The organism is Streptomyces sp. MAI_2237, assembly GCF_054189285.1.
Window position 1 is genome coordinate 1,865,422 of the sequence record NZ_JAJPGQ010000003.1, and the last position, 18,859, is coordinate 1,884,280.

Genomic DNA, 18,859 nt, shown 5'->3' on the forward strand with positions numbered 1-18,859 from the left:
CCCACCCTATGTGTCGACTCGGACGACGAACTCGCCCTCACTGACCCGGGCCCGCAGCGTCTCGTCCGCCGCGACCTCACCCGGATCCCGCACCACATGCCCGTCGGCCTTCTGCAGCACCGCGTACCCGCGCTTGAGCGTGGCGGCGGGGGAGAGGGCCACCACGCGCGCGTGCGTGTGCGTGAGCTCGGAGTCGGCGCGGTCCAGGAGATGGCCCAGCGTCCGCCGCGAGCGCTCCACCAGCGAGGCCACCTGGTCGGCCCGCTCGTCGACCATGCGGTGCGGATCCTGTATCGCGGGCCGGGCGAGGGCGTGCGCGAGGCCGCGCTCCTCCCGCTCCACCAGGGCCTGCGCACACCGCCGGGCCCGGTCCCGCAGCAACCGCACCCGCTCGTACTCCTCGCCCACGTCCGGGACCACCTTCTTGGCGGCGTCGGTCGGGGTGGAGGCACGCAGGTCGGCGACGAAATCGAGGAGCGGGTTGTCGGGCTCGTGCCCGATGGCCGACACCACGGGCGTACGGCACTGCGCGACGGCCCGCACCAACTGCTCGTCGGAGAACGGCAGCAGGTCCTCCACGCTGCCACCCCCTCGGGCGACGATGATCACGTCCACGTCGGACAGCTCGTCGAGCTCCTTGACGGCCTGCACGACCTGCGGCACGGCGTGCACGCCCTGCACGGCGACGTTGCGCACCTCGAAACGGACCGCGGGCCAGCGGTGCCGGGCGTTCTCCAGCACGTCCCGCTCCGCCGCCGAGGCCCGCCCGCACACCAGGCCGATCAGCTGCGGCAGAAAGGGCAGCCGCTTCTTGCGCTCCGCCGCGAACAGCCCCTCGGCGGCCAGCGCCTTCTTCAGCCGCTCCAGCCGCGCGAGCAGTTCACCCACGCCGACGGGCCTTATCTCGGTGGCGCGCAGGGAGAGCTGGCCGCGCGGGGCGTACCACTCCGGCTTGGCCTGCACGACGACCCGCGCGCCCTCGCTGACCACGTCGGCGACGCCGTCGAACACCTGCCGGTAACAGGTCACGCTGATCGAGATGTCGTACGACGGATCACGCAGTGTCAGGAACACCACCCCGGCGCCGGGCCGCCGCGACAGCTGCGTGATCTGCCCCTCGACCCAGACCGGCCCCAGCCGGTCGATCCACCCGCCGATGAGCCGCGAGACCTCACCGACGGGCACGGGCGTTTCGGCGGACGTGTGCAGAGCCATGCCGCGAGCGTAACGGCCCGCACCGACAACGCAGGTCAGGGTCGGCCGGCCGGTGCCACCCCGGTCCTGCGCCCGCGCCGCGCCACCAGCACCACGAGCCCGGCCGCCGGCCACACCGCCCCCACCACCTGCGCCGCCCCCGACGCCTCCACGATCACCGCGACCGTGATCGCCGCCCCAGCACCGGGAGCAGCACATGCCGCCACCAGATCACCGGACCGCCGGCCCGGCGCACCGCGAACCAGCCCTACGATGGACGCATGACTGCTTCGCCTGGCCGCCGTGTCCTGCTCGCCGCCCCCCGTGGCTACTGCGCGGGTGTGGACCGCGCCGTGATCGCCGTCGAGAAAGCCCTCGAGCAGTACGGGGCTCCGATCTACGTCCGCCACGAGATCGTCCACAACAAGTACGTCGTGCAGACGCTGGAGAAGAAGGGCGCGATCTTCGTCGAGCGGACCGAGGAGGTCCCGGAGGGGAACATCGTGATGTTCTCCGCGCACGGCGTCGCCCCCGTCGTCCACGAGGAGGCCGAGCGCGGCCGGCTCGCCACCATCGACGCGACCTGCCCTCTGGTCACCAAGGTCCACAAGGAAGCCGTCCGCTTCGCGGGCGAGGACTACGACATCCTCCTGATCGGGCACGAGGGCCACGAGGAGGTCATCGGCACCTCCGGCGAGGCCCCCGACCACATCACCCTGGTCGACGGCCCCGGCGACGTCGCCAAGGTCGAGGTCCGCGACCCCTCCAAGGTCGTGTGGCTCTCCCAGACCACGCTGTCCGTCGACGAGACCATGGAGACCGTCGACGCGCTGAAGGAGAAGTTCCCACAGCTGATCTCCCCGCCCAGCGACGACATCTGCTACGCCACCCAGAACCGCCAGCTCGCGGTGAAGCAGATGGGCGCCGAGGCGGACCTGGTGATCGTGGTCGGCTCCCGCAACTCCTCCAACTCCAAGCGCCTGGTCGAGGTCGCCAAGCTCGCCGGCGCGCGCGATGCCTACCTGGTGGACTTCGCCGACGAGATCGACGAGGCCTGGCTGGAGGGCGTGAGCACGGTCGGTGTCACCTCCGGCGCCTCCGTCCCCGAGGTCCTCGTCGAGCAGGTCCTGGAGTGGCTGTCGCAGCGCGGCTTCGAGGACGTGGAGATCGTCAAGGCCGCCGAGGAGTCCATCACCTTCTCGCTGCCCAAGGAGCTGCGCCGCGATCTGCGCGAGGAGGCCGCGGCCCTGATCGCCGAGCGTACGGGCACCTCGGCCGAGTGACTGTCAGTCGTTCGTCGTAACGTAGAGCCATGCAGATCTTCGGTGTGGACATCGGCGGTTCCGGGATCAAGGGCGCCCCTGTGGATCTCGACAGGGGCGACCTGGCCGAGGCGCGCCACAAAGTGCTCACTCCCGTCCCGGCGACGCCCGACGGCGTGGCCGACGGGGTCAAGCAGGTCGTCGAGCACTTCGGCTGGACCGGCCCGGTCGGTCTGACCTTCCCGGGCGTGGTGACGGACGGCTCCACCATCCGCACGGCCGCCAATGTCGACAAGAGCTGGATCGACACGGACGCGCGGGCGTTGTTCGGCGAACGCCTGGGCGGGCTGCCGGTGACGGTGGTCAACGACGCGGACGCGGCGGGCGTCGCCGAGATGCACTTCGGCGCCGGCAAGGACCGCAGGGGCACCGTCATCCTGCTCACCTTCGGCACGGGCATCGGCAGCGCGCTGTTCGTCGACGGCGTCCTCGTCCCCAACACCGAACTGGGCCACCTGGAGCTGCACGGCCACGACGCGGAGAAGCGCGCCTCCAGCAAGGCCAAGGACGACGAGGACCTGACCTGGGAGCACTGGGCGCGCCGGGTCCAGAAGTACCTCGCCCACGTCGAGATGCTCTTCTCGCCGGACCTGTTCATCATCGGCGGCGGCGTCAGCCGCAAGTCCGCGAAGTTCCTGCACTTCATCGAGGGCATCAAGGCGGAGGTCGTCCCGGCGCAGCTGCAGAACAACGCGGGCATCGTGGGCGCGGCGATGCGGGCGGTCACGGAGCCCCACTAGCCACCCTGGCAGGGCCGCCGCCGGTCGGCGGGCGCCGGTCAGCGGGGCGGGTCGCTCCGGCGCCGGACGGTCTGACGGCGCATCAGGGCGGCCTTGCGCACGGTCGCGATCACTCCGGCGATCAGCGTCCCCCCGTACAGCCATCCCGCCTGGGTCGCGAGCGCCGTCACCAGGCCCATCAGCCGGCCCAGCACCCCGCCGCTGCTGTCGGCGACGGGCAGCAGACCGACCGCGAAGGCGATCGGCACCACGACGGGGGCGGTCACCAGGTCGCCCTTGCGCACCCAGGCCGCCGTCAGCACGCACACCGGCAGGAACAGCACGCCGTACACCGTCGGCGAGCCGCCGAGGAGCAGGTCGTCGAGGCAGCCGAGGACGAACATCACGGCCCCGCAGAACAGGCCGCCGCCCAGCCCGGTCAGCCGTGGGTTGGGCATACGCCGCACCCTCTCGGCCAGCGAAGCGGTGGGCTGCCTGGCGCCCGCGGGGCGGGGGGCCGGGCGTTTCTGCGCGGGATGCGGCGCAGGCCGCGCACCACCGCCCGCGGCGCCGCGGCGGGCCGCCTGCGGGGGCAGCGGGGGCGTGCCTCGTCGCGTTCCGTCGTGCGGGGGTCGCGTCCTGTGTTGCTCCACCCGACCAACTTAGGTCTGTTTATGTGTCGAATCGCTCCTGGGACACGCCGGAGGAAAGACCTTGGCCATGCGTTCGATCCGTCGCCGGGGCGTGGTGCGGCACGCCGTAGACTGGTGGATCGGCCCAGCCCCTCCAGTCCTCTCCTCTCACGTACGGGAAGTCGCAACGTGTCGCTCACGATCGGAATCGTCGGTCTGCCGAATGTCGGCAAGTCGACCCTGTTCAACGCCCTGACCAAGAACGACGTGCTCGCGGCCAACTACCCGTTCGCCACGATCGAACCGAACGTGGGCGTGGTCGGCGTCCCCGACGCCCGGCTGACGAAACTGGCGGAAATCTTCTCCTCGCAGCGCATCCTCCCGGCGACCGTCGACTTCGTCGACATCGCGGGCATCGTGCGCGGCGCGAGCGAGGGCGAGGGCCTGGGCAACAAGTTCCTCGCGAACATCCGCGAGTCCGACGCGATCTGCCAGGTCATCCGCGCCTTCAAGGACGAGAACGTCGTGCACGTCGACGGCAAGGTCTCGCCGAAGGACGACATCGAGACGATCAACACCGAGCTGATCCTCGCCGACCTGCAGACCATCGAGAAGGTCCTGCCGCGCCTGCAGAAGGAGTCGCGGATCAAGAAGGACGTCGCGCCGAAGGTGAAGGCCGTCGAGGAGGCCAAGGAGATCCTGGAGAAGGGAGACACGCTCTTCGCGCACGGCATCGTCCAGGGCAGCGAGCGCGCGGAGCCCCTGCACGACCTCCACCTGCTGACGACGAAGCCCTTCCTGTACGTCTTCAACGTCGACGAGGACGAACTGGTCGACGACGACTTCAAGAACGAGCAGCGCGCCCTGGTCGCCCCCGCCGAGGCGATCTTCCTCAACGCCAAGCTGGAGGCGGACCTCGCCGAGCTCGACGAGGCCGACGCCCTGGAGCTGCTGGAGTCCGTCGGCGCCGAGGAGCCCGGCCTCGCCACCCTCGCCCGCGTCGGCTTCAACACCCTCGGCCTGCAGACCTACCTCACGGCCGGCCCCAAGGAATCCCGCGCCTGGACGATCAAGAAGGGCGCCACCGCCCCCGAGGCCGCCGGAGTCATCCACACCGACTTCCAGAAGGGCTTCATCAAGGCGGAGGTCATCTCCTTCGCCGACCTGGTGGAGACCGGCTCGGTCGCCGAGGCCCGCGCCAAGGGCAAGGCCCGCATGGAGGGCAAGGACTACGTCATGCAGGACGGCGACGTGGTGGAGTTCCGCTTCAACGTCTGACCGCGACGGGGGCCGGGCCGCGGGATCATCGGCGGGGCGGGCCAGCCGGTTTCCCCAGGGCGGCCTCGGCTGCCGCCAGTACCGTGCGGGTCTGGTGGGCGACCTGGTGGTGGACGGGGACCCAGCGCAGGCACAGGGACTTCTCGAAGTCCGCGCACCAGGTGGTGAAGAGTTCGTCCAGGTCGTGGTGGAGGCCGGGGGCGGCCGGGTCGTCCGCCGTCCTCAGCAGGCGCAGCAGGAGGCCCGCCGCCCGCAGCGGCTGCCGCCGGGCCACGATGTCGAGGGCCGAGACCTGGGCCCTGCTCAGCGCGGGCCGCGTGACCTCGGCAGCCTGCCGGGCCAGGGGCTGCCAGGACTCGGCGACCAGGTCGTAGAGGCCGCCGGCCATCCACTCCAGCACCCGGCGGGGCCCGCTCTCCTCGGGCGGGGGCAGGAAGGCCCGTGCCTTGTCGAGGACGGCGGTCACCTGCCGGCCGCCGTCCCGGAGCAGGCCGGCCAGGTCGCGCAGCGCGGCGGCGGCCTCCGGGTGGGGCGAGGCGTCGTCGGCGAGATCGCTCGCCCACATGGGTACTTCGACGATCGCGGTGAGACCCCCGTGGCGCTGGGGCGCGCACCAGGTGGACAGCCCGATGTTCTCGGAGCCGGCCGCCAGCCGGGCGGTGCTGTCCGGCGGAGGCAGGACGTGGATCCCGGGGCTCGGGTTCTCCCAGTACAGGGCGTCGAACGTGCCGAGCTGGACGGGGATGCCGAGCTGCGCGGCCGATGCCTGGAAGGGCGTGGCGAGTTCGGGCAGGTCCCGGGTCAACTGCACCCAGCTGCCGCCCGCTTCGACGCTGTGCAGGGAGCACTGGAGCACGGGACGCAGTTCGTCGATCACCGCGAACAGCGCGGCGCTCTCGGGGAGCCGACGCGCCTCGATCGGCGCCCACTCGGGCTGTTCCGCCGCGACCGGGCGGTAGGCGGCGCGGTAGTAGCCGGCCAGGGTGTGGTCCGGGCCGGTCGTCGCCTCCTGGACCTCCCGGCTCAGCGCGGCGCCGTCCGGGTCCAGGCACAGGACGATGTCCCAGGTGACGAGGGAGAGGTCGGTCGCCGCGCACGGCCGGTCGCCGCGTGCCAGACACTCCGCCAGCGCGAGGGCGGTGGCGGGTCCCACCGGCTCGTCCGGGTGCGGCCCGGCCACGACCAGGACATGACGCGGCCCGCGTCCCAGGGACAGCATCGTCATCGGGCGGCCCGCACGGGACGTGCCGATCCGACGCAGCCGGCCGGCGGCACCGGGGAACCGGGACACCAACCGCCGCGCCGCATCGGTGACTTCCTCGACCGTCGGGTAACGGTCCACGACCGTCTCGGAACGGTCCATCGTCCGCGTCCGCTCAGGCGCCGCCGTTGCCACCGGACTCGCCGGTGGTCTCCTTCTTGTCCAGCGGGCGGATCTCGATCTTGTTCGGCATGCCGTGTCCTCCTGACGATGGCTGTGGCCTGCGGTGGTCCGACGTGCTCTTGCCAGAGTTGGTCAGTCGGACGATTGTTGTCAATGTTCGTTGCCCGCAGTCGAGTTGGGGCTGACGAGATTGGCGTGAAGATGACCGTGCACGCGATGCGGCGGCCCCGGATCAAGCCGGAGCACCGGGCCTACCGGACCGTCGACGGCAACGTGCGGATCGGGAGCGTCGTCCACGGCGTCGGCGCCGAGGTCAAGGATCCCGACGGCTGGGTGTGGACGCTGGTCGAGGCCATGGACGGCACGCGCAGCGCCGCGGACGTCGTCGCCGAGGTCGCCCGCCGCCATCCGCAACTGCGGCTGCCGGAACCGGACATCACCCAGGCGATGACGGACCTGACCACGGCCGGATACGTGGAGGACGCCGGTGCCGCGCCGCCGGCGGAGCTGTCGGAGCGGGAACGGGAGCGCTATGGCCGGGGCATGACCCTGTTGCGCTGGATGGACCTGTCGCCCAGGACGAGCGCCTGGGAGCCGCAGCTCAGACTGCGCCGCTCCCGCGTCCTGCTGGTCGGCCTCGGCGGCACCGGTTCGGCCGCCGCCCGGGACCTGGTGGCCTCCGGAGTGGGGCTGCTGCACTGCGTCGAGCCGGACGTCGTCGAACTGTCCAACCTCAACCGCCAGACCCTCTTCCGCGAAGCCGACCTGGGCACACCCAAGCTCGACGCGGCGCTGACGGCACTGCGCGCCCTGAACTCCGACACGACGGTCACGGGGGAGCGCGGAGAGGTGCGCGGCCCGTCGGACCTCGAGGACCTCCTGACCGGCGGCGGTCCGCGCTACGACCTGCTCCTCCTGGCCGCCGACCGCCCGCCCGTGATCCGGCGCTGGGCCAATCAGGTCTGCCTCGCCTCCGGCACCCCGTGGGCCGAGGCCGGCTATCGCGGGCCGCTCGTGAGCGTCGGAGTGTTCGCGCCCGGCCGGGGCGCCTGCTGGGAGTGTCTGCGCAGCGCCGAGATCGAGCGCCGCGACCTGCGTCTCGCGCCCGGCCAGGACGAGGAGACCGCCTCGCCCCGGATGCCGTGGAACCCGGTCAACGCCGTGACCGCGAGCCTGTCCGGCGGTCTGCTGGCCCATGCGGCGATCATGCTGCTGTGCGGGATACCGCCGGTCGAGCCCGGCTGCCGGTTCGGCCTCAACCTCATGGTGCCCGGCGAGGCGATCGCGCAGGGCTCGGAGCGACGCGCCGACTGCCCGGCCTGCGGGACCTGAATCCGCACGGATCGGTGCGGCCGCGGTCGCGGCGCGCGTGACACGCCTCCGGATGGCCCATCGCACCCGCCCGCGAGCCATCCGGTCATAACGTGTGGAATATGACTAAATGTCGCATCGCGTATCTGGCGTGCACCGCAGCGATCCTCGGAGCGGGCCTCGGCGCCGCCCCGCCGGACTCCGTACCCAGTATCCACCTGGTCTTCCCCGGCCAGTCCATCCAGAAGGCGGTGGACGCCGCCGCCCCCGGGGACACCGTGCTGGTGACCCCCGGCACCTACCACGAGAGCGTCAAGGTGACGACGCCTCACCTGACCCTGCGCGGCACGGGCCGTGAGACGGTCGTCGAACCGGGCACCGACAAGACGGGCGCCTGCGCGTCCCGCGGCAACGGCATCTGCGTGATCGGTGCCAAGGGTCACGACCTCCAGGGCGTCACCGTGGCCGACCTGACGGTCACCGGCTTCGGCCACAGCGGCGTCTTCGCCATGGCCACCGACCGCCTGACCGTGCGGAACGTGACCGCGGTGAAGAACGCCGTGTGGGGCATCGCCCAGGAGGGTTCGGTGCGCAGCGTGATCCGCTCCAACACCGCCCGGGACAACGGCGACGCGGGCCTCTTCCTCGCCAACACCATCACCCGGGAGGCGGGCGCCGCGGACACCCACGGCACCCGTGTGGAGCACAACCGCCTGCAGGGCAACCGGATCGGCATCACCGTCCGCCGCCTGCGCGACCTCTCCGTCGCCGGCAACCACCTCACCGGCAACTGCGCGGGCGTGATGATCGTCGGCGACGAGAACACGCCCAAGGCCGGTGACCTGACCGTCCGCGACAACCGCGTCGTGCGCAACAACAAGTCGTGCCCCAAGACGGCTCGGCTGCCCGCACTCCAGGGCTCCGGCATCGTCCTGACCGGCGCCGAGAGCACCCTCGTCACCCACAACACGATCCGCGAGAACGCCGGCGACTCGCCGCTGTCGGGCGGCATCGTGCTGTTCAAGAGCCTGGTGGGCGCCACCAGCGACAACAACCGCATCAAGGACAACGTGCTCCAGGGCAACGCCCCGGCCGACCTCGTCAACGGCGACCCCGGCAAGGGCAACACCTTCGAGGGCAACAACTGCCGGGCGTCCCGGCCCGCGGGCCTGTGCTGACCGCCGTCCCGACCGACTCCAGGAAGGAGGGCGGCGCATGACGACCGCCCGGACCGCCCCACCGCCCTCGATGCGGCTGCGGGAACTCGTCTTCGGGGCGGCCTGCGCCGCCGCCCTGCGCGCCGCGGCACGGCTCGGCGTCGCCGACGCCCTCGGCGAGGACCCGATGGCCGCCGAGGACCTCGCCGCCGCGGTGAAGACCGAAGCCGGGCCGCTGCGGCGGCTGTTGCGGGCCCTTTCCTGCTACGGCGTCTTCGCCGAGCGGCCCGACGGGACGTTCGCGCACACCGACGTCTCCCGGCTGCTGCGCGAGGACGACCCGCACAGCCTGCGCGCCATCGCCCTGTGGTGCACCGAGCCGTGGACCTGGGACGCATGGCCGAAGCTGGACGAGGCCGTGCGCAGCGGACGCAACGTCGTCCAGGACCTGTACGGCAAGGAGTTCTTCCAGTACCTCAACGAGGACGCGCCCGAGTCCGCGGACGTCTTCAACCGCGCCATGACCACCTCCAGCGTGCAGTCCGCGAAGGAGGTCGCCGAACTCCTCGATCTGTCCGGGAGTTCGTCGGTGGCCGACCTCGGGGGCGGCCAGGGGCACGTCGTGGCGAGCCTGCTGGAGAAGTACCCGTCGATGCGGGGGACCCTGCTCGACCTGCCGCAGGTGGTGGAGAACGCCGACACCCGGCTTCGGGAGGGCGGTGCGCTCGCGGAGCGGGTGCAGATCCTGGGCGGCGACTGCCGGGTGTCGGTGCCGGTCAAGGCCGACACGTACATCATCAAGAACATCCTGGAGTGGGACGACGAGAGCACGACCCGTCTCCTGCGCAACGTCCGCGAGGCCGGCGGGCCCGGGGCCAGGGTCGTGGTCATCGAGAACCTGGTCGACGACACGCCCTCCATGCGGTTCAGCACCGCCATGGACCTGTTGCTGCTGCTCAACGTCGGTGGGGCGAAGCACACCACCGAGAGCATGGTGAACCGGATCACCGCGGCCGGGCTGGTCATCGACGACATCAGCCCCGTCAACCCCTACCTGCACGCCTTCGACTGCCACGTCCCGGGCTGACCGGGCCCACACACACCGGTCGCCGGACCCGCAGCGCCGCGGGTCCGGCGACCGGTGTGTGTGCGTGGTCAGCCGGCCGGGTCGCGCTCCCAGAGGTAGAAGCGCTGGGCCATGGCGTCCTTGGGGGAGCGCCAGGTCTCGGGGTCGTACGCGCTGACGTACGAGGCGAGACGTTCGCTGACGTCCCGGAACTCCGGGTGGTCGACGACCTTGGCGATGGCGGGTCCGGGATCGCGCTCGGACTCCACGAGATGCATGTACACGTCGCCGAACTGGAACAGGCTGCGCCGGACGACTCCTACGAGGTGGGGCAGCTCGCCCCGGTCGGACTCCGCGAAGATCTTGGCGATGTCCGGAGCCGAGCCCGGGGCCATCCGGGCGACGATCAGCGCCTGGTGCATGGGAGGTTCTCCGTCCGGGTCAGTCGGTCAGGCCGGGCGTGAGGCCCTGCTCGGCCGCCGTCTTCTCGATGCGGTCGCGGATCAGCGCCAGTTGCACCTTGGAGTTGCGGTTGATGTTGTCGGTCATCCAGTCGTCGTCGACCGGCGCCTCGGGCTTCATCGCGAAGTCCTGCGTCCAGACCATCCGCACGCCCTGCGGGACCTCCTCGTACCGCCACACGATGTTCATGTGGTCGAAGGGCCCCGTCTCGACCCGGCGGGCCCGGACCGTGAGTGTGTCGCGGTCCGCCTCGCGTTCCGAGACCCAGCTCCACACCTTGCCGTTGTCGTCGGGGTGCATGGTCAGCCGGAAGGTGACCTTGTTCCCCTCCCGGGAGAGGATCTCGGCGGAGGCGTACTCGCTGAACAGCCGCGGCCAGCCGGCCACGTCGTTCGTCATGTCCCACACCAGGTCCAGCGGCGCGGCGATGGTGATCTCGTTCTCGGTGTGTCCGGTCATGTCACGCCCCCGCCGGCAGGGCGCCGTTGACCTGGTCGAGGAACTGCCGGGGCGTCTTGCTGCGCTCGGCGTCCGGCGGCATCGGCGTGCCGTAGCGGTTCTCCAGCTCGCCGACGATGCCCAGCAGCCCGAGCGAGTCGATGCCGAAGGTGTCGAAGCCGGAGTCGTAGCCCCGCTGCAGCTCCTCGGGTGCGACGGTGACGCCGGCTGCCTTCTTCATCAGCTCGGACAGTTCTTCCACGGTGATGCGGTCACTCATGCGGTGGTTCTCCTTCGCTGTTGTGACGGTTTCTCAGGCGGCGCCGTGCCGCAGCACGAGCGCCGAGTTCGACCCCATGAGCCCTCGGCTGAGGACCAGCGCCGTGCGTGGCTCGGCGGCGCGGGCCGTGCCGGTCACGAGGTCGAGGTCGTGGCAGACGTCGAAGACGTTCGGGGTGGGCGGGATGACGCCGTGGCGCATCGCCAGCACCGCCGCCGCGACGTCCAGCACGGGCGCGGCCCCGTAACCCCGGCCGATCCCGGTCTTGGGCGCGGTGACCGGCACCCGCCGCCCGTGCGCGCCGAACACGTCGGCGATCGCCAGGGCCTCGGCCCGGTCGGCCTCGGGCACGCCCAGGGCGTCGGCGAAGACCACGTCGATCTCCTCCGGCGCGCAGCGGGCCTCGGCCAGGGCGCCGCGGATGGCGTGCGCGAGCCCCTCCCGCGACCGCTCCCAGCGGCCGGCCCCGGTGAACGTCGCCGCGTGCCCGGCGATCCGGGCCCGCACCTCGGCACCGCGCTCGCGGGCCGCCCTTTCGTCCTCCACCACCAGCATCGCGCCGCCCTCGGCGGGCACGAACCCGCAGGCCGCGGAGGTGAAGGGGCGGTAGGCGCGGGTCGGGTCCTCCTCGGTGCTCAGCTCCGGATAACCGAGCTGGCACACCACCGAGTAGGGGGCGAGCGGCGCTTCCGTGGAGCCTGCCACCAGCACGTCGGTGCCACGGCGCACCGCGCGTGCCGCGTGCGCCAGGGCGTCCAGGCCGCCCGCCTCGTCGGAGGCGACCACACCGCAGGGGCCCTTGAAGCCGCGGCGGATGGAGATCTGGCCTGTGCTGGCGGCGTAGAACCAGGCGATCGACTGGTACGGGCCGACGAACCGGCTGCCCTTGCCCCACAGTTGCTGCAGTTCCCGCTGGCCGAACTCGCCGCCGCCGGAACCGGCCGCGGTGACCACGCCGACCGAGAACGGGGCCTCGTCGGTGTCGGCCCGGCCGAGCCCGGCGTCGTCCAGCGCCCGGTCGGCGGCGGCCAGCGCGAAGTGCGTGAAGCGGTCGGTCTGCACGAGATACCGCTCCTCGACCGCCGTGGTGGCCTCGAAGTCCCGGATCTCACCGGCCACCCGCAGCGGCAGGTGCTCACAGCCCTCGCGGGTGACCCGGCCGAGGACGCTGAGACCCGCCTCGGTGGACTTCCAGAAGGCGTCCGTGCCGTCGCCGTTGGGCGCGACCACGCCGATTCCGGTGACGGCGGCACGCCGTGGATACGGTTCGCTCATCGTCTTGGCTCCCTCGACCGGGACAGGACCACCGCGGACTGGAAGCCCCCGAACCCGCTGCCCACGGACAGCACGCTGTCCAGCCGGCGTTCGCGGGCCGTGCGCGGGACGTAGTCCAGGTCGCACTCGGGGTCCGGGGTCTCGTAGTTCGCGGTGGGCGGTACGACCTGGTGGGCCAGGGCCAGCACGCAGGCGACGACCTCTATCGCGCCGATCGCGCCCAGGGAGTGGCCCACCATGGACTTGATGGAGCTCATCGGGGTGTCGTAGGCGTGCGGGCCCAGCGCCCGCTTGACCGCCGCCGTCTCGTGCCGGTCGTTCTGCTGGGTGCCCGACCCGTGCGCGTTGACGTAGTCGATCGCCGTCGGATCGAGCCGGGCGTGGTCGAGGGCGTCCTCGATGGCGCGGGCCATCTCCAGTCCCTCGGTGGTCAGACCGGTCATGTGGTAGGCGTTGCCGAAGGTGGCGTAGCCGCTGAGCTCGCAGTACACGTGCGCCCCTCGGGCTCGCGCGTGCTCCAGCTCCTCCAGGACGAGTACGGCGCCGCCCTCGCCCATGACGAAGCCGTTGCGCTCGGCGTCGAAGGGGCGGGAGGCGTGGGCCGGGTCGTCGTTGTTGGGGGAGGTGGCCTTGATCGCGTCGAAGCACGCCATGGTGATCGGGGAGATCGGCGAGTCCGAGGCGCCGGCTATGCAGATGTCGGCCCGGCCCTCCTCGATGGTGTGGAAGGCGTAGCCCACCGCGTCCAGGCCGGAGGTGCAGCCCGTGGAGACCGTCTGCACCGGCCCGCCCGCGCCGAACCGTTCCGCCACCGTCGCGGCGAGAGTGCTCGGCGCGAACGCGCGCTGCAGGTGCGGGCCGGCCTCCTGGTGGTCGACGTCCCAGCGCTGACCGCGGTGGCTGACCAGGACGTAGTCGTGCTCCAGCCGGGTGGTGCCGCCGACCGCGGTACCGAGCGACACCCCGACCCGCCAGGGATCCTCCCGGCCGAGGTCGAGACCCGCGTCCCGCACCGCCTCCTCGCCCGCCACCAGGGCGAACTGGATGTAGCGGTCGCAGCGCGCGACCTGCTCGGGGTCCAGCCCGTACGCGCCGGGCTCGAAGTCGCACTCGGCGGCGATCCGCGACCGCAGCCCGGACGGGTCGAAGAACGTGATGCCCCGGGTCGCGGTGCGCCCCTCGGCCAGCTGGTTCCAGAACGCCGGTACGCCGATGCCGCCGGGTGCGACGATGCCTATGCCGGTGACCGCGACACGCCGGCTCATGACGCGACCCGATCTCGTCCGGCCACCGGGGCGGAGTCCGTCTCCTCGGTGTCCACGTGCCCGAGCGGCGGGGTCGGCGCCAGCGGGCCGAGGTGGAAGACGAGACGGGCCTCGACGTTGCCCACGTTGCGGAAGCGGTGGCGCATGTGGGCGGGGATCATCAGTCCCTGCTCGGGCTGCAGCGGGTGGGCCTCGCCGTCGAGGTCCACCTCCAGCTGCCCGCACAGGACGTACACGAACTCCTCGGAGTACGGGTGGTAGTGCTCACCGATGCGGTCGCCGGGCTGCACGATGGCCACACCCATGAAACCGCTGGTCGAGCCGACCGTGGCGGGGGTGAGCAGGGCGCGCAGATCGCCGCCACGCCGGGTGTTGGGCTCGATCTCGCTCAGAGCCACGATTCTGGGACGGGAAGTGGTCACGACAGTGCTCCGATCATGCGCTGCACGGGCGGGTGGGGGACTGGCCGTCGCGGCCGACGGGTCAGGCGTCGGGCGAACGGCGGTCGGTGACGAGGTCCATGCGCGCGGCCTCGAGCACACGCGCCGGGTCGCCGTCCGGGAACGTGGTCAGCTCGGTCACCTGCCCGGGGTCGGACAGGCCGAGGAACGGCGCGGGGACTGCGGTGTCGAGCGCGCCGCGGACGTCGATCAGCCGGACAACGATGTCGTCCCTCTGGAAGATCGTGCTGCGCACGACCGGGCCGTGCGGGTCGTCCGCCGCCGTCGCGTCCTGCCGGGCGAGCACCTCGGCCAGCCGCATCCCGTGTCCCGGACGGGCCGGGTAGTACAGGGCGTGCCGCTCGACGGGCGTGTTCCGCGCCTCCGCCGTCACGTGGTGCACGGCGGGCAGGGCCGCACGGGTGAAGAACATCCGGGCCGACTCGGGGTCGTCGAGATCCCGGTCCTGCTCCAGATAGGGGTTGATGGCCTCCTCCACGGCGCGGACCTCGGGCTGGCGGGCGACGTGACGCAGCGCGGCGAGCAGGTCGCCCTTGACCTCGACGGCCCGCACCACCCGGTTGCCGTGCATGAACAGGGACGTACGGCACAGCCGGGTGTTGTCGTCGACCCGGGGCTCGGGGGAGGCGTAGTCGGCGAGGATCTTCTTGACCTGCGCCTCGCTGCCCGGCTTGACGGTGAAGGTGAGCGCGTGCCGGATCACACCGTCGCCGATGCGGGGCATGCTCTGCAGCCGGCGCTCGTCGTCCGCGGCGGGTCCGCCGGTCTCGCGGACGACGTGGAAGCGCAGCGACCGCGTGTCCCGCACGCAGCTGTGCAGCGGCTCCACCATCCGCACGTGCTCCTCGCTGTTGACCCAGGCGAGGAACGGCGGGGCGCTCTCCCACTCGCTGGTGATCAGCCACTGGGAGGGGTTCTCGATGGACTGGCACAGCTGGTCGCTGACGTGTCCGGGGACGGAGGCGACCTGGTGGCACAGCTGCTCGTAGGCCTCCAGGAACTGCTGCTGGGCGCCGTCGTAGACGTCCACGAGCAGCACGACCCGCAGGCGGGAGCCGTCGAACACGGACTGGGACACGCGGGGCGATGCCTGGGGGGCACGTTCGGACGTGGTGGTCATCCTGCGCACATCTCCTTCTCGAGGGATTGCTTCTCGGCGTTCTCGATCCTGTGCCCGTCCTGTGCGGCGCGCGACTCGCGTGAACTACGCGGGTGACCGTGGCTCACACCAGGTGCGCGAAGACGACCAGGTTGTCGGTGTAGTCACGCACCGTTCGGTCGTAGTCGCCCGCACAGGTGATGAGGCGTGCCTCGGCCCGCGGGGTGTCGCCGTAGACGCGGTCGCTGGGGAAGTCCGCCTTGGAGAAGGTCCCCGCGTCGTCGACCCGGAAGGTGGCGGTACGGCCGTCGGCGCGCTCCACGGAGAAGACGTCGTCCTTGCGCAGTTCGCTCAGGTCGGCGAAGACGGCGGCCGACGTCTTGGTGTCGACGTGCCCCGCGATCACCGCCGTGCCCGTCTCCCCGGGCGCGGCGCCGTCGGCGTACCAGCCGACGAGGTTGGTGTCGGCGGCCGGCGGCGGCTGGAGCTGCCCGGTCGCGCCGATGGACAGGTCGGTGAAGGGCGCGTCCACGCCGATCTTCGGGATGAGCAGACGCACCGGCCTCGACCAGGGCAGATGCGGTCCCGCCGAACTCCCCGAGGGAGCCGCCCGGGCGGGTGGGGCCGATACGGCGGCCTGGTCCGCGCGCGGTGCGCGGGAGGTGCCGGGCGCGGGGTCGTGGCCCGTGAGCAGGGCGATGGCCAGGAGCAGCCCGGCCGCGGCCCAGATCATCACGGGGCTCGTGCGCGAGCTCGCGGCGGGGGCCGGGTCGTCGCCGGAGGGAGGAGAGGAAGGGGCTGCCATCGGGAAGAACACCTCACTCGGACACGGCAGTCGAGCGGACGGGACGGGGGTGGGAGCGGCCGGGCCGCCACGGGGGCGCGTGTGGCGGCCCGGGCCGCTATCGCGTCCGGCATGGCTCAGGCCAGGGTCGCGACGGTCTTCCTCCGCCGCGCCGCGAAGAGGCCGGCCCCGGCGAGACCCAGGACGGCCAGGCCGCCCGCGGTCACCGTCGGCGTGGCGAGCGCGCCGCCACCGGTGTGCATGCCCCCGTGCGGCTTGTCGTGCTCACCGCGCCAGCCGTTGGAGTCGCCGGAGCCGCTCGACGAGCCGCCGCCGTGGTCGCGGTAGGTGTCCGGGTCGAACCGGGGGTCGGAGGAGCCGCCGCCCCAGTTGTCGCCCTTCACGGCGGTCAGCGCCCCGCCACCCGTGTGCATGCCACCATGCGGTCCGTCGTGGCTGCCGTCCTTGTCGTGTTCCTTGCTCCAGGAGGAGGAGTCGTGCTCCTTGCCGGTGGAGGAGGACGAGTTGTGCTCCTTGCCGGTGGAGGAGGACGACGAGCTGTCCGGACTCCAGCCCCCGTCGGCCGCGTGGGCGCCGGGGGCGGTGATCGCCAGGACGGCCGAGGCCGCCGCGGTGGCCAGGAGCATGCGAGCAGAGCGCATAGGTGGATTTCCTTCCGTCGTGGCCTTGGGCAGCTGGCGTGGTGTCAGCTGAGGTGACCCGGCCCCGACGTGAACCACCGTCAGCGCGGTGGCGCTCGTCCACCACTCAAGACGATCACGCGGGTGAACGGCATGGGCCGGCCGGGCGGTGTCGCGCCGCCCGGCCGGCCCTTTCTGCCCCGAGCTCAGGTCAGTGCCGTCACCGCCGTCAGGACATGACGCAGCGTCGACTCGGCGTCGTCCACCGGGCCCGCCGAGCGCCAGGCCACGAACCCGTCGGGTCGGACCAGTACGGCGCCCCCGTGCTCCGTGCCGTGGCACTGCGCCCAGTCCGTGCCCTCCTCGGGCACCAGCTCGGCGTCGGGCCCGGTGCCCACGCGGTACGACACGAGGGGGGCGGGCGTCTGCGCGGCGAGCCGTACGGCCGCCTCGTGCCAGCCGCCCGGTGCGCCGGCCCCGCTCAGCAGGACCAGGGACTTCTCGTACAGGTCGAGGGTGGAGATCCGCTCGTCGTGGTGACGCAGCCACATGTGCGGGGCGCGGCTGCCGGGTTCACCCGTCAGGACGAGGCCCTCCGGGACGACCGGGGAGGCGGGCTCGGTGCCGACGACGGCGCCCTGCGGATAGCGGTAGCCGAGGGCCACGTTCAGGATGCCCCGCTGGGGGCCGCCGGCGCCCGCTCCGGGCGGCGGCGCGAAACCGGGGTGGCTGTGCTCGGCCGACCGCGCGGCGGCCCGGGCGCTGGTCGCCTCCGCCACCGGCCGCCGCTCGGCGTCGTACGTCTCCAGCAGCCCCTCGCCCGCCCAGCCGCCGAGCACCGCGGCCAGCTTCCACGCGAGGTTGTGCGCGTCCTGGATGCCGGTGTTGGAGCCGAACGCGCCGGTGGGGGACATCTCGTGGGCCGAGTCGCCGGCGAGGAAGACGCGGCCCGAGCGGTAGCTGCGGGCGACGCGCTGGGCGGCGTGCCAGGGCGCCCGCCCGGTGATCTCCACGTCCAGGTCCGCCACGCCGACGGCGCGCCGGATGTGGTCGACGCACCGCTCGTCGGTGAACTCCTCGAGGGATTCGCCGTGTTCGGGGTGCCAGGGCGCGTGGAAGACCCAGTTCTCGACGTTGTCCACCGGCAGCAGCGCCCCGTCCGCCTCCGGGCTGGTCAGGTAGCAGACGATGAAGCGGCGCTCGCCCACCACCTCGGCCAGCCGACGGGAGCGGAAGGTGACGCTGACGTTGTGGAACAGGTCGCCCGGGCCGCTCTGGCCGATGCCGAGCTGTTCGCGGACCGGACTGCGCGGGCCGTCGGCGGCGACGAGATAGTCGGCGTGGAAGGTCGTGTGCTCGCCGGTCTCGCGGCTCTTGACCACGGCGGTCACGCCGTCCGGACCTGCGTCGAAGGACATCATCTCGGTGGCGAACCGCAGATCGCCGCCCAGCCGCCGGGCGTGCTCCAGCAGGACCGGCTCCAGGTCGTTCTGGCTGCACAGGCACCAGCCGCTGGGGCTGAACCGGGCCAGGCCGCCGCCCGGGTCGATCTGCCGGAACAGCCACTCGCCCGCGTCGCCGACCAGCGTCGGTGTCTGCAGGATGCCGTGGTTGCCGGCCAGGGTCTCCGCCGCCCGGTGGATCGCCGGCTCGACGCCGGCCACCCGGAACAGCTCCATCGTGCGGACGTTGTTGCCGCGGCCGCGCGGGTGGATCGAGGTGCCGGCGTGCCGCTCGACCAGCGTGTGCTCCACCCCCAGCCGTCCGAGGAACACAGACGTCGACAGACCGACCAGGGAACCGCCGACGATCAGGACCGGCGTCCTGTGGACGCGGGCACCCGTCTTTTCCGCTTCTTCGTTCATCACTCGCCTCCGGCGCGTCGTCTCCACCGACTCGGCCGTGTTGGGGTCGGCCCTCCATCCATGCCCCGCACAGCTGACAACGGGTCAGATTTCACCCGTCCGCAGGCGCGCACGCCTGGCCGGCGGGGAGGCCGTGCGCTCCCCGCAACACCGGCAGGTGCTCCGCGATCTCCGGGCGGGACTTGTCCAAGTGGGCTTGTCTATAACGGTGTTGGGGCGGCGAGGG

At 72.1% G+C, this 18,859-nt stretch carries 19 protein-coding genes and 1 pseudogene; 6 read left to right on the forward strand and 14 right to left on the reverse strand.

Features of this window, described 5'->3' with window-relative positions; all coding sequences use genetic code 11:
- Nucleotides 1-6 precede the first annotated feature (6 nt).
- Nucleotides 7-1,215 (reverse strand): exodeoxyribonuclease VII large subunit, encoded by a 1,209-nt coding sequence (xseA, locus tag LN251_RS19090; protein WP_458245467.1) that lies wholly within the window; start codon nt 1,213-1,215, stop codon nt 7-9.
- A 35-nt stretch (nt 1,216-1,250) separates the two neighbouring features.
- Nucleotides 1,251-1,462, reverse strand: a pseudogene (locus tag LN251_RS19095) (amino acid permease); the annotation flags it as partial.
- 13 nt (nt 1,463-1,475) lie between these two features.
- Here LN251_RS19095 and LN251_RS19100 point away from each other — a divergent pair.
- Together LN251_RS19100 and ppgK are read left to right on the forward strand one after the other, a co-directional pair.
- On the forward strand, nt 1,476-2,477 hold the full coding sequence (locus LN251_RS19100; protein WP_458245468.1) for a 4-hydroxy-3-methylbut-2-enyl diphosphate reductase: 1,002 nt from the start codon (nt 1,476-1,478) through the stop codon (nt 2,475-2,477).
- Between the two features lie 29 nt (nt 2,478-2,506).
- Nucleotides 2,507-3,256: a polyphosphate--glucose phosphotransferase gene (gene ppgK / locus LN251_RS19105; RefSeq protein ID WP_458245469.1), complete on the forward strand. Its 750-nt coding sequence runs from the start codon at nt 2,507-2,509 to the stop codon at nt 3,254-3,256.
- Nucleotides 3,257-3,294: 38 nt separating this feature from the next.
- Here the strand turns inward: ppgK and LN251_RS19110 are convergent, their stop codons facing one another.
- Nucleotides 3,295-3,693: a DUF6542 domain-containing protein gene (locus LN251_RS19110; protein WP_458245470.1), complete on the reverse strand. Its 399-nt coding sequence runs from the start codon at nt 3,691-3,693 to the stop codon at nt 3,295-3,297.
- A 363-nt stretch (nt 3,694-4,056) separates the two neighbouring features.
- On the opposite strand from LN251_RS19110, the gene ychF reads away from it, so the two are divergent.
- A complete protein-coding gene (gene ychF / locus LN251_RS19115; protein WP_058923466.1) occupies nt 4,057-5,145 on the forward strand; it encodes a redox-regulated ATPase YchF in 1,089 nt (362 codons plus the stop codon).
- A gap of 25 nt (nt 5,146-5,170) precedes the next feature.
- Here ychF and LN251_RS19120 read toward each other — a convergent pair whose 3' ends face one another.
- Entirely contained in the window at nt 5,171-6,487 is a 1,317-nt protein-coding gene (locus LN251_RS19120; RefSeq protein ID WP_458246752.1) for a M14 family zinc carboxypeptidase, read from the reverse strand.
- A gap of 243 nt (nt 6,488-6,730) precedes the next feature.
- Between LN251_RS19120 and LN251_RS19125 the strand changes: the two genes are divergently transcribed.
- From LN251_RS19125 to LN251_RS19135, 3 genes are all read left to right on the forward strand, one after another.
- The gene (locus LN251_RS19125) at nt 6,731-7,861 is read left to right on the forward strand and encodes a HesA/MoeB/ThiF family protein (RefSeq protein ID WP_458246753.1); all 1,131 of its coding nucleotides are present in this window, start codon (nt 6,731-6,733) and stop codon (nt 7,859-7,861) included.
- 101 nt (nt 7,862-7,962) lie between these two features.
- Nucleotides 7,963-9,018: a right-handed parallel beta-helix repeat-containing protein gene (locus LN251_RS19130; RefSeq protein ID WP_458245471.1), complete on the forward strand. Its 1,056-nt coding sequence runs from the start codon at nt 7,963-7,965 to the stop codon at nt 9,016-9,018.
- Between the two features lie 37 nt (nt 9,019-9,055).
- Nucleotides 9,056-10,084, forward strand: coding sequence for a methyltransferase (locus LN251_RS19135; protein WP_458245472.1), 1,029 nt, complete (start codon nt 9,056-9,058; stop codon nt 10,082-10,084).
- A gap of 68 nt (nt 10,085-10,152) precedes the next feature.
- Here LN251_RS19135 and LN251_RS19140 read toward each other — a convergent pair whose 3' ends face one another.
- From LN251_RS19140 to LN251_RS19185, 10 genes are all read right to left on the reverse strand, one after another.
- Nucleotides 10,153-10,485 (reverse strand): TcmI family type II polyketide cyclase, encoded by a 333-nt coding sequence (locus tag LN251_RS19140; RefSeq protein WP_249834565.1) that lies wholly within the window; start codon nt 10,483-10,485, stop codon nt 10,153-10,155.
- 19 nt (nt 10,486-10,504) lie between these two features.
- A complete protein-coding gene (locus LN251_RS19145; RefSeq protein ID WP_058923459.1) occupies nt 10,505-10,984 on the reverse strand; it encodes an SRPBCC family protein in 480 nt (159 codons plus the stop codon).
- Nucleotide 10,985: 1 nt separating this feature from the next.
- The gene (locus LN251_RS19150) at nt 10,986-11,243 is read right to left on the reverse strand and encodes an acyl carrier protein (RefSeq protein ID WP_351566307.1); all 258 of its coding nucleotides are present in this window, start codon (nt 11,241-11,243) and stop codon (nt 10,986-10,988) included.
- Between the two features lie 33 nt (nt 11,244-11,276).
- Entirely contained in the window at nt 11,277-12,518 is a 1,242-nt protein-coding gene (locus LN251_RS19155; protein WP_458245473.1) for a ketosynthase chain-length factor, read from the reverse strand.
- Nucleotides 12,515-13,783: a beta-ketoacyl-[acyl-carrier-protein] synthase family protein gene (locus tag LN251_RS19160; protein ID WP_458245474.1), complete on the reverse strand. Its 1,269-nt coding sequence runs from the start codon at nt 13,781-13,783 to the stop codon at nt 12,515-12,517. The genes LN251_RS19155 and LN251_RS19160 overlap by 4 nt, the downstream gene beginning before the upstream one ends.
- Nucleotides 13,780-14,205: a cupin domain-containing protein gene (locus LN251_RS19165; protein ID WP_458245475.1), complete on the reverse strand. Its 426-nt coding sequence runs from the start codon at nt 14,203-14,205 to the stop codon at nt 13,780-13,782. Before LN251_RS19165 ends, LN251_RS19160 begins: the two co-directional genes overlap by 4 nt.
- Before the next feature lie 61 nt (nt 14,206-14,266).
- Nucleotides 14,267-15,364: a SchA/CurD-like domain-containing protein gene (locus tag LN251_RS19170; RefSeq protein WP_458245476.1), complete on the reverse strand. Its 1,098-nt coding sequence runs from the start codon at nt 15,362-15,364 to the stop codon at nt 14,267-14,269.
- Nucleotides 15,365-15,467: 103 nt separating this feature from the next.
- Nucleotides 15,468-16,148, reverse strand: coding sequence for a class F sortase (locus tag LN251_RS19175; RefSeq protein WP_458245477.1), 681 nt, complete (start codon nt 16,146-16,148; stop codon nt 15,468-15,470).
- 116 nt (nt 16,149-16,264) lie between these two features.
- Nucleotides 16,265-16,789 carry a hypothetical protein gene (locus LN251_RS19180; protein ID WP_458245478.1) on the reverse strand — a complete coding sequence of 175 codons (525 nt, stop codon included), beginning with the start codon at nt 16,787-16,789 and terminating at the stop codon, nt 16,265-16,267.
- Nucleotides 16,790-16,974: 185 nt separating this feature from the next.
- Nucleotides 16,975-18,633 carry an FAD-dependent oxidoreductase gene (locus LN251_RS19185; protein WP_458245479.1) on the reverse strand — a complete coding sequence of 553 codons (1,659 nt, stop codon included), beginning with the start codon at nt 18,631-18,633 and terminating at the stop codon, nt 16,975-16,977.
- Nucleotides 18,634-18,859: the final 226 nt, after the last annotated feature.

Excerpts from the sequence above, each read along its gene's own strand:
- xseA (WP_458245467.1), bottom strand. The coding sequence starts at position 1,215 with ATGGCTCTGCACACGTCCGCCGAAACGCCCGTGCCCGTCGGTGAGGTC.
- LN251_RS19140 (WP_249834565.1), bottom strand. The coding sequence starts at position 10,485 with ATGCACCAGGCGCTGATCGTCGCCCGGATGGCCCCGGGCTCGGCTCCG.
- LN251_RS19155 (WP_458245473.1), bottom strand. The coding sequence starts at position 12,518 with ATGAGCGAACCGTATCCACGGCGTGCCGCCGTCACCGGAATCGGCGTG.
- LN251_RS19135 (WP_458245472.1), top strand. The coding sequence starts at position 9,056 with ATGACGACCGCCCGGACCGCCCCACCGCCCTCGATGCGGCTGCGGGAA.
- LN251_RS19160 (WP_458245474.1), bottom strand. The coding sequence starts at position 13,783 with ATGAGCCGGCGTGTCGCGGTCACCGGCATAGGCATCGTCGCACCCGGC.
- LN251_RS19175 (WP_458245477.1), bottom strand. The coding sequence starts at position 16,148 with ATGGCAGCCCCTTCCTCTCCTCCCTCCGGCGACGACCCGGCCCCCGCC.
- LN251_RS19130 (WP_458245471.1), top strand. The coding sequence starts at position 7,963 with ATGACTAAATGTCGCATCGCGTATCTGGCGTGCACCGCAGCGATCCTC.
- LN251_RS19110 (WP_458245470.1), bottom strand. The coding sequence starts at position 3,693 with ATGCCCAACCCACGGCTGACCGGGCTGGGCGGCGGCCTGTTCTGCGGG.
- ppgK (WP_458245469.1), top strand. The coding sequence starts at position 2,507 with ATGCAGATCTTCGGTGTGGACATCGGCGGTTCCGGGATCAAGGGCGCC.
- LN251_RS19145 (WP_058923459.1), bottom strand. The coding sequence starts at position 10,984 with ATGACCGGACACACCGAGAACGAGATCACCATCGCCGCGCCGCTGGAC.
- LN251_RS19150 (WP_351566307.1), bottom strand. The coding sequence starts at position 11,243 with ATGAGTGACCGCATCACCGTGGAAGAACTGTCCGAGCTGATGAAGAAG.
- LN251_RS19185 (WP_458245479.1), bottom strand. The coding sequence starts at position 18,633 with ATGAACGAAGAAGCGGAAAAGACGGGTGCCCGCGTCCACAGGACGCCG.
- LN251_RS19125 (WP_458246753.1), top strand. The coding sequence starts at position 6,731 with ATGACCGTGCACGCGATGCGGCGGCCCCGGATCAAGCCGGAGCACCGG.
- LN251_RS19170 (WP_458245476.1), bottom strand. The coding sequence starts at position 15,364 with ATGACCACCACGTCCGAACGTGCCCCCCAGGCATCGCCCCGCGTGTCC.
- LN251_RS19180 (WP_458245478.1), bottom strand. The coding sequence starts at position 16,789 with ATGCGCTCTGCTCGCATGCTCCTGGCCACCGCGGCGGCCTCGGCCGTC.
- LN251_RS19100 (WP_458245468.1), top strand. The coding sequence starts at position 1,476 with ATGACTGCTTCGCCTGGCCGCCGTGTCCTGCTCGCCGCCCCCCGTGGC.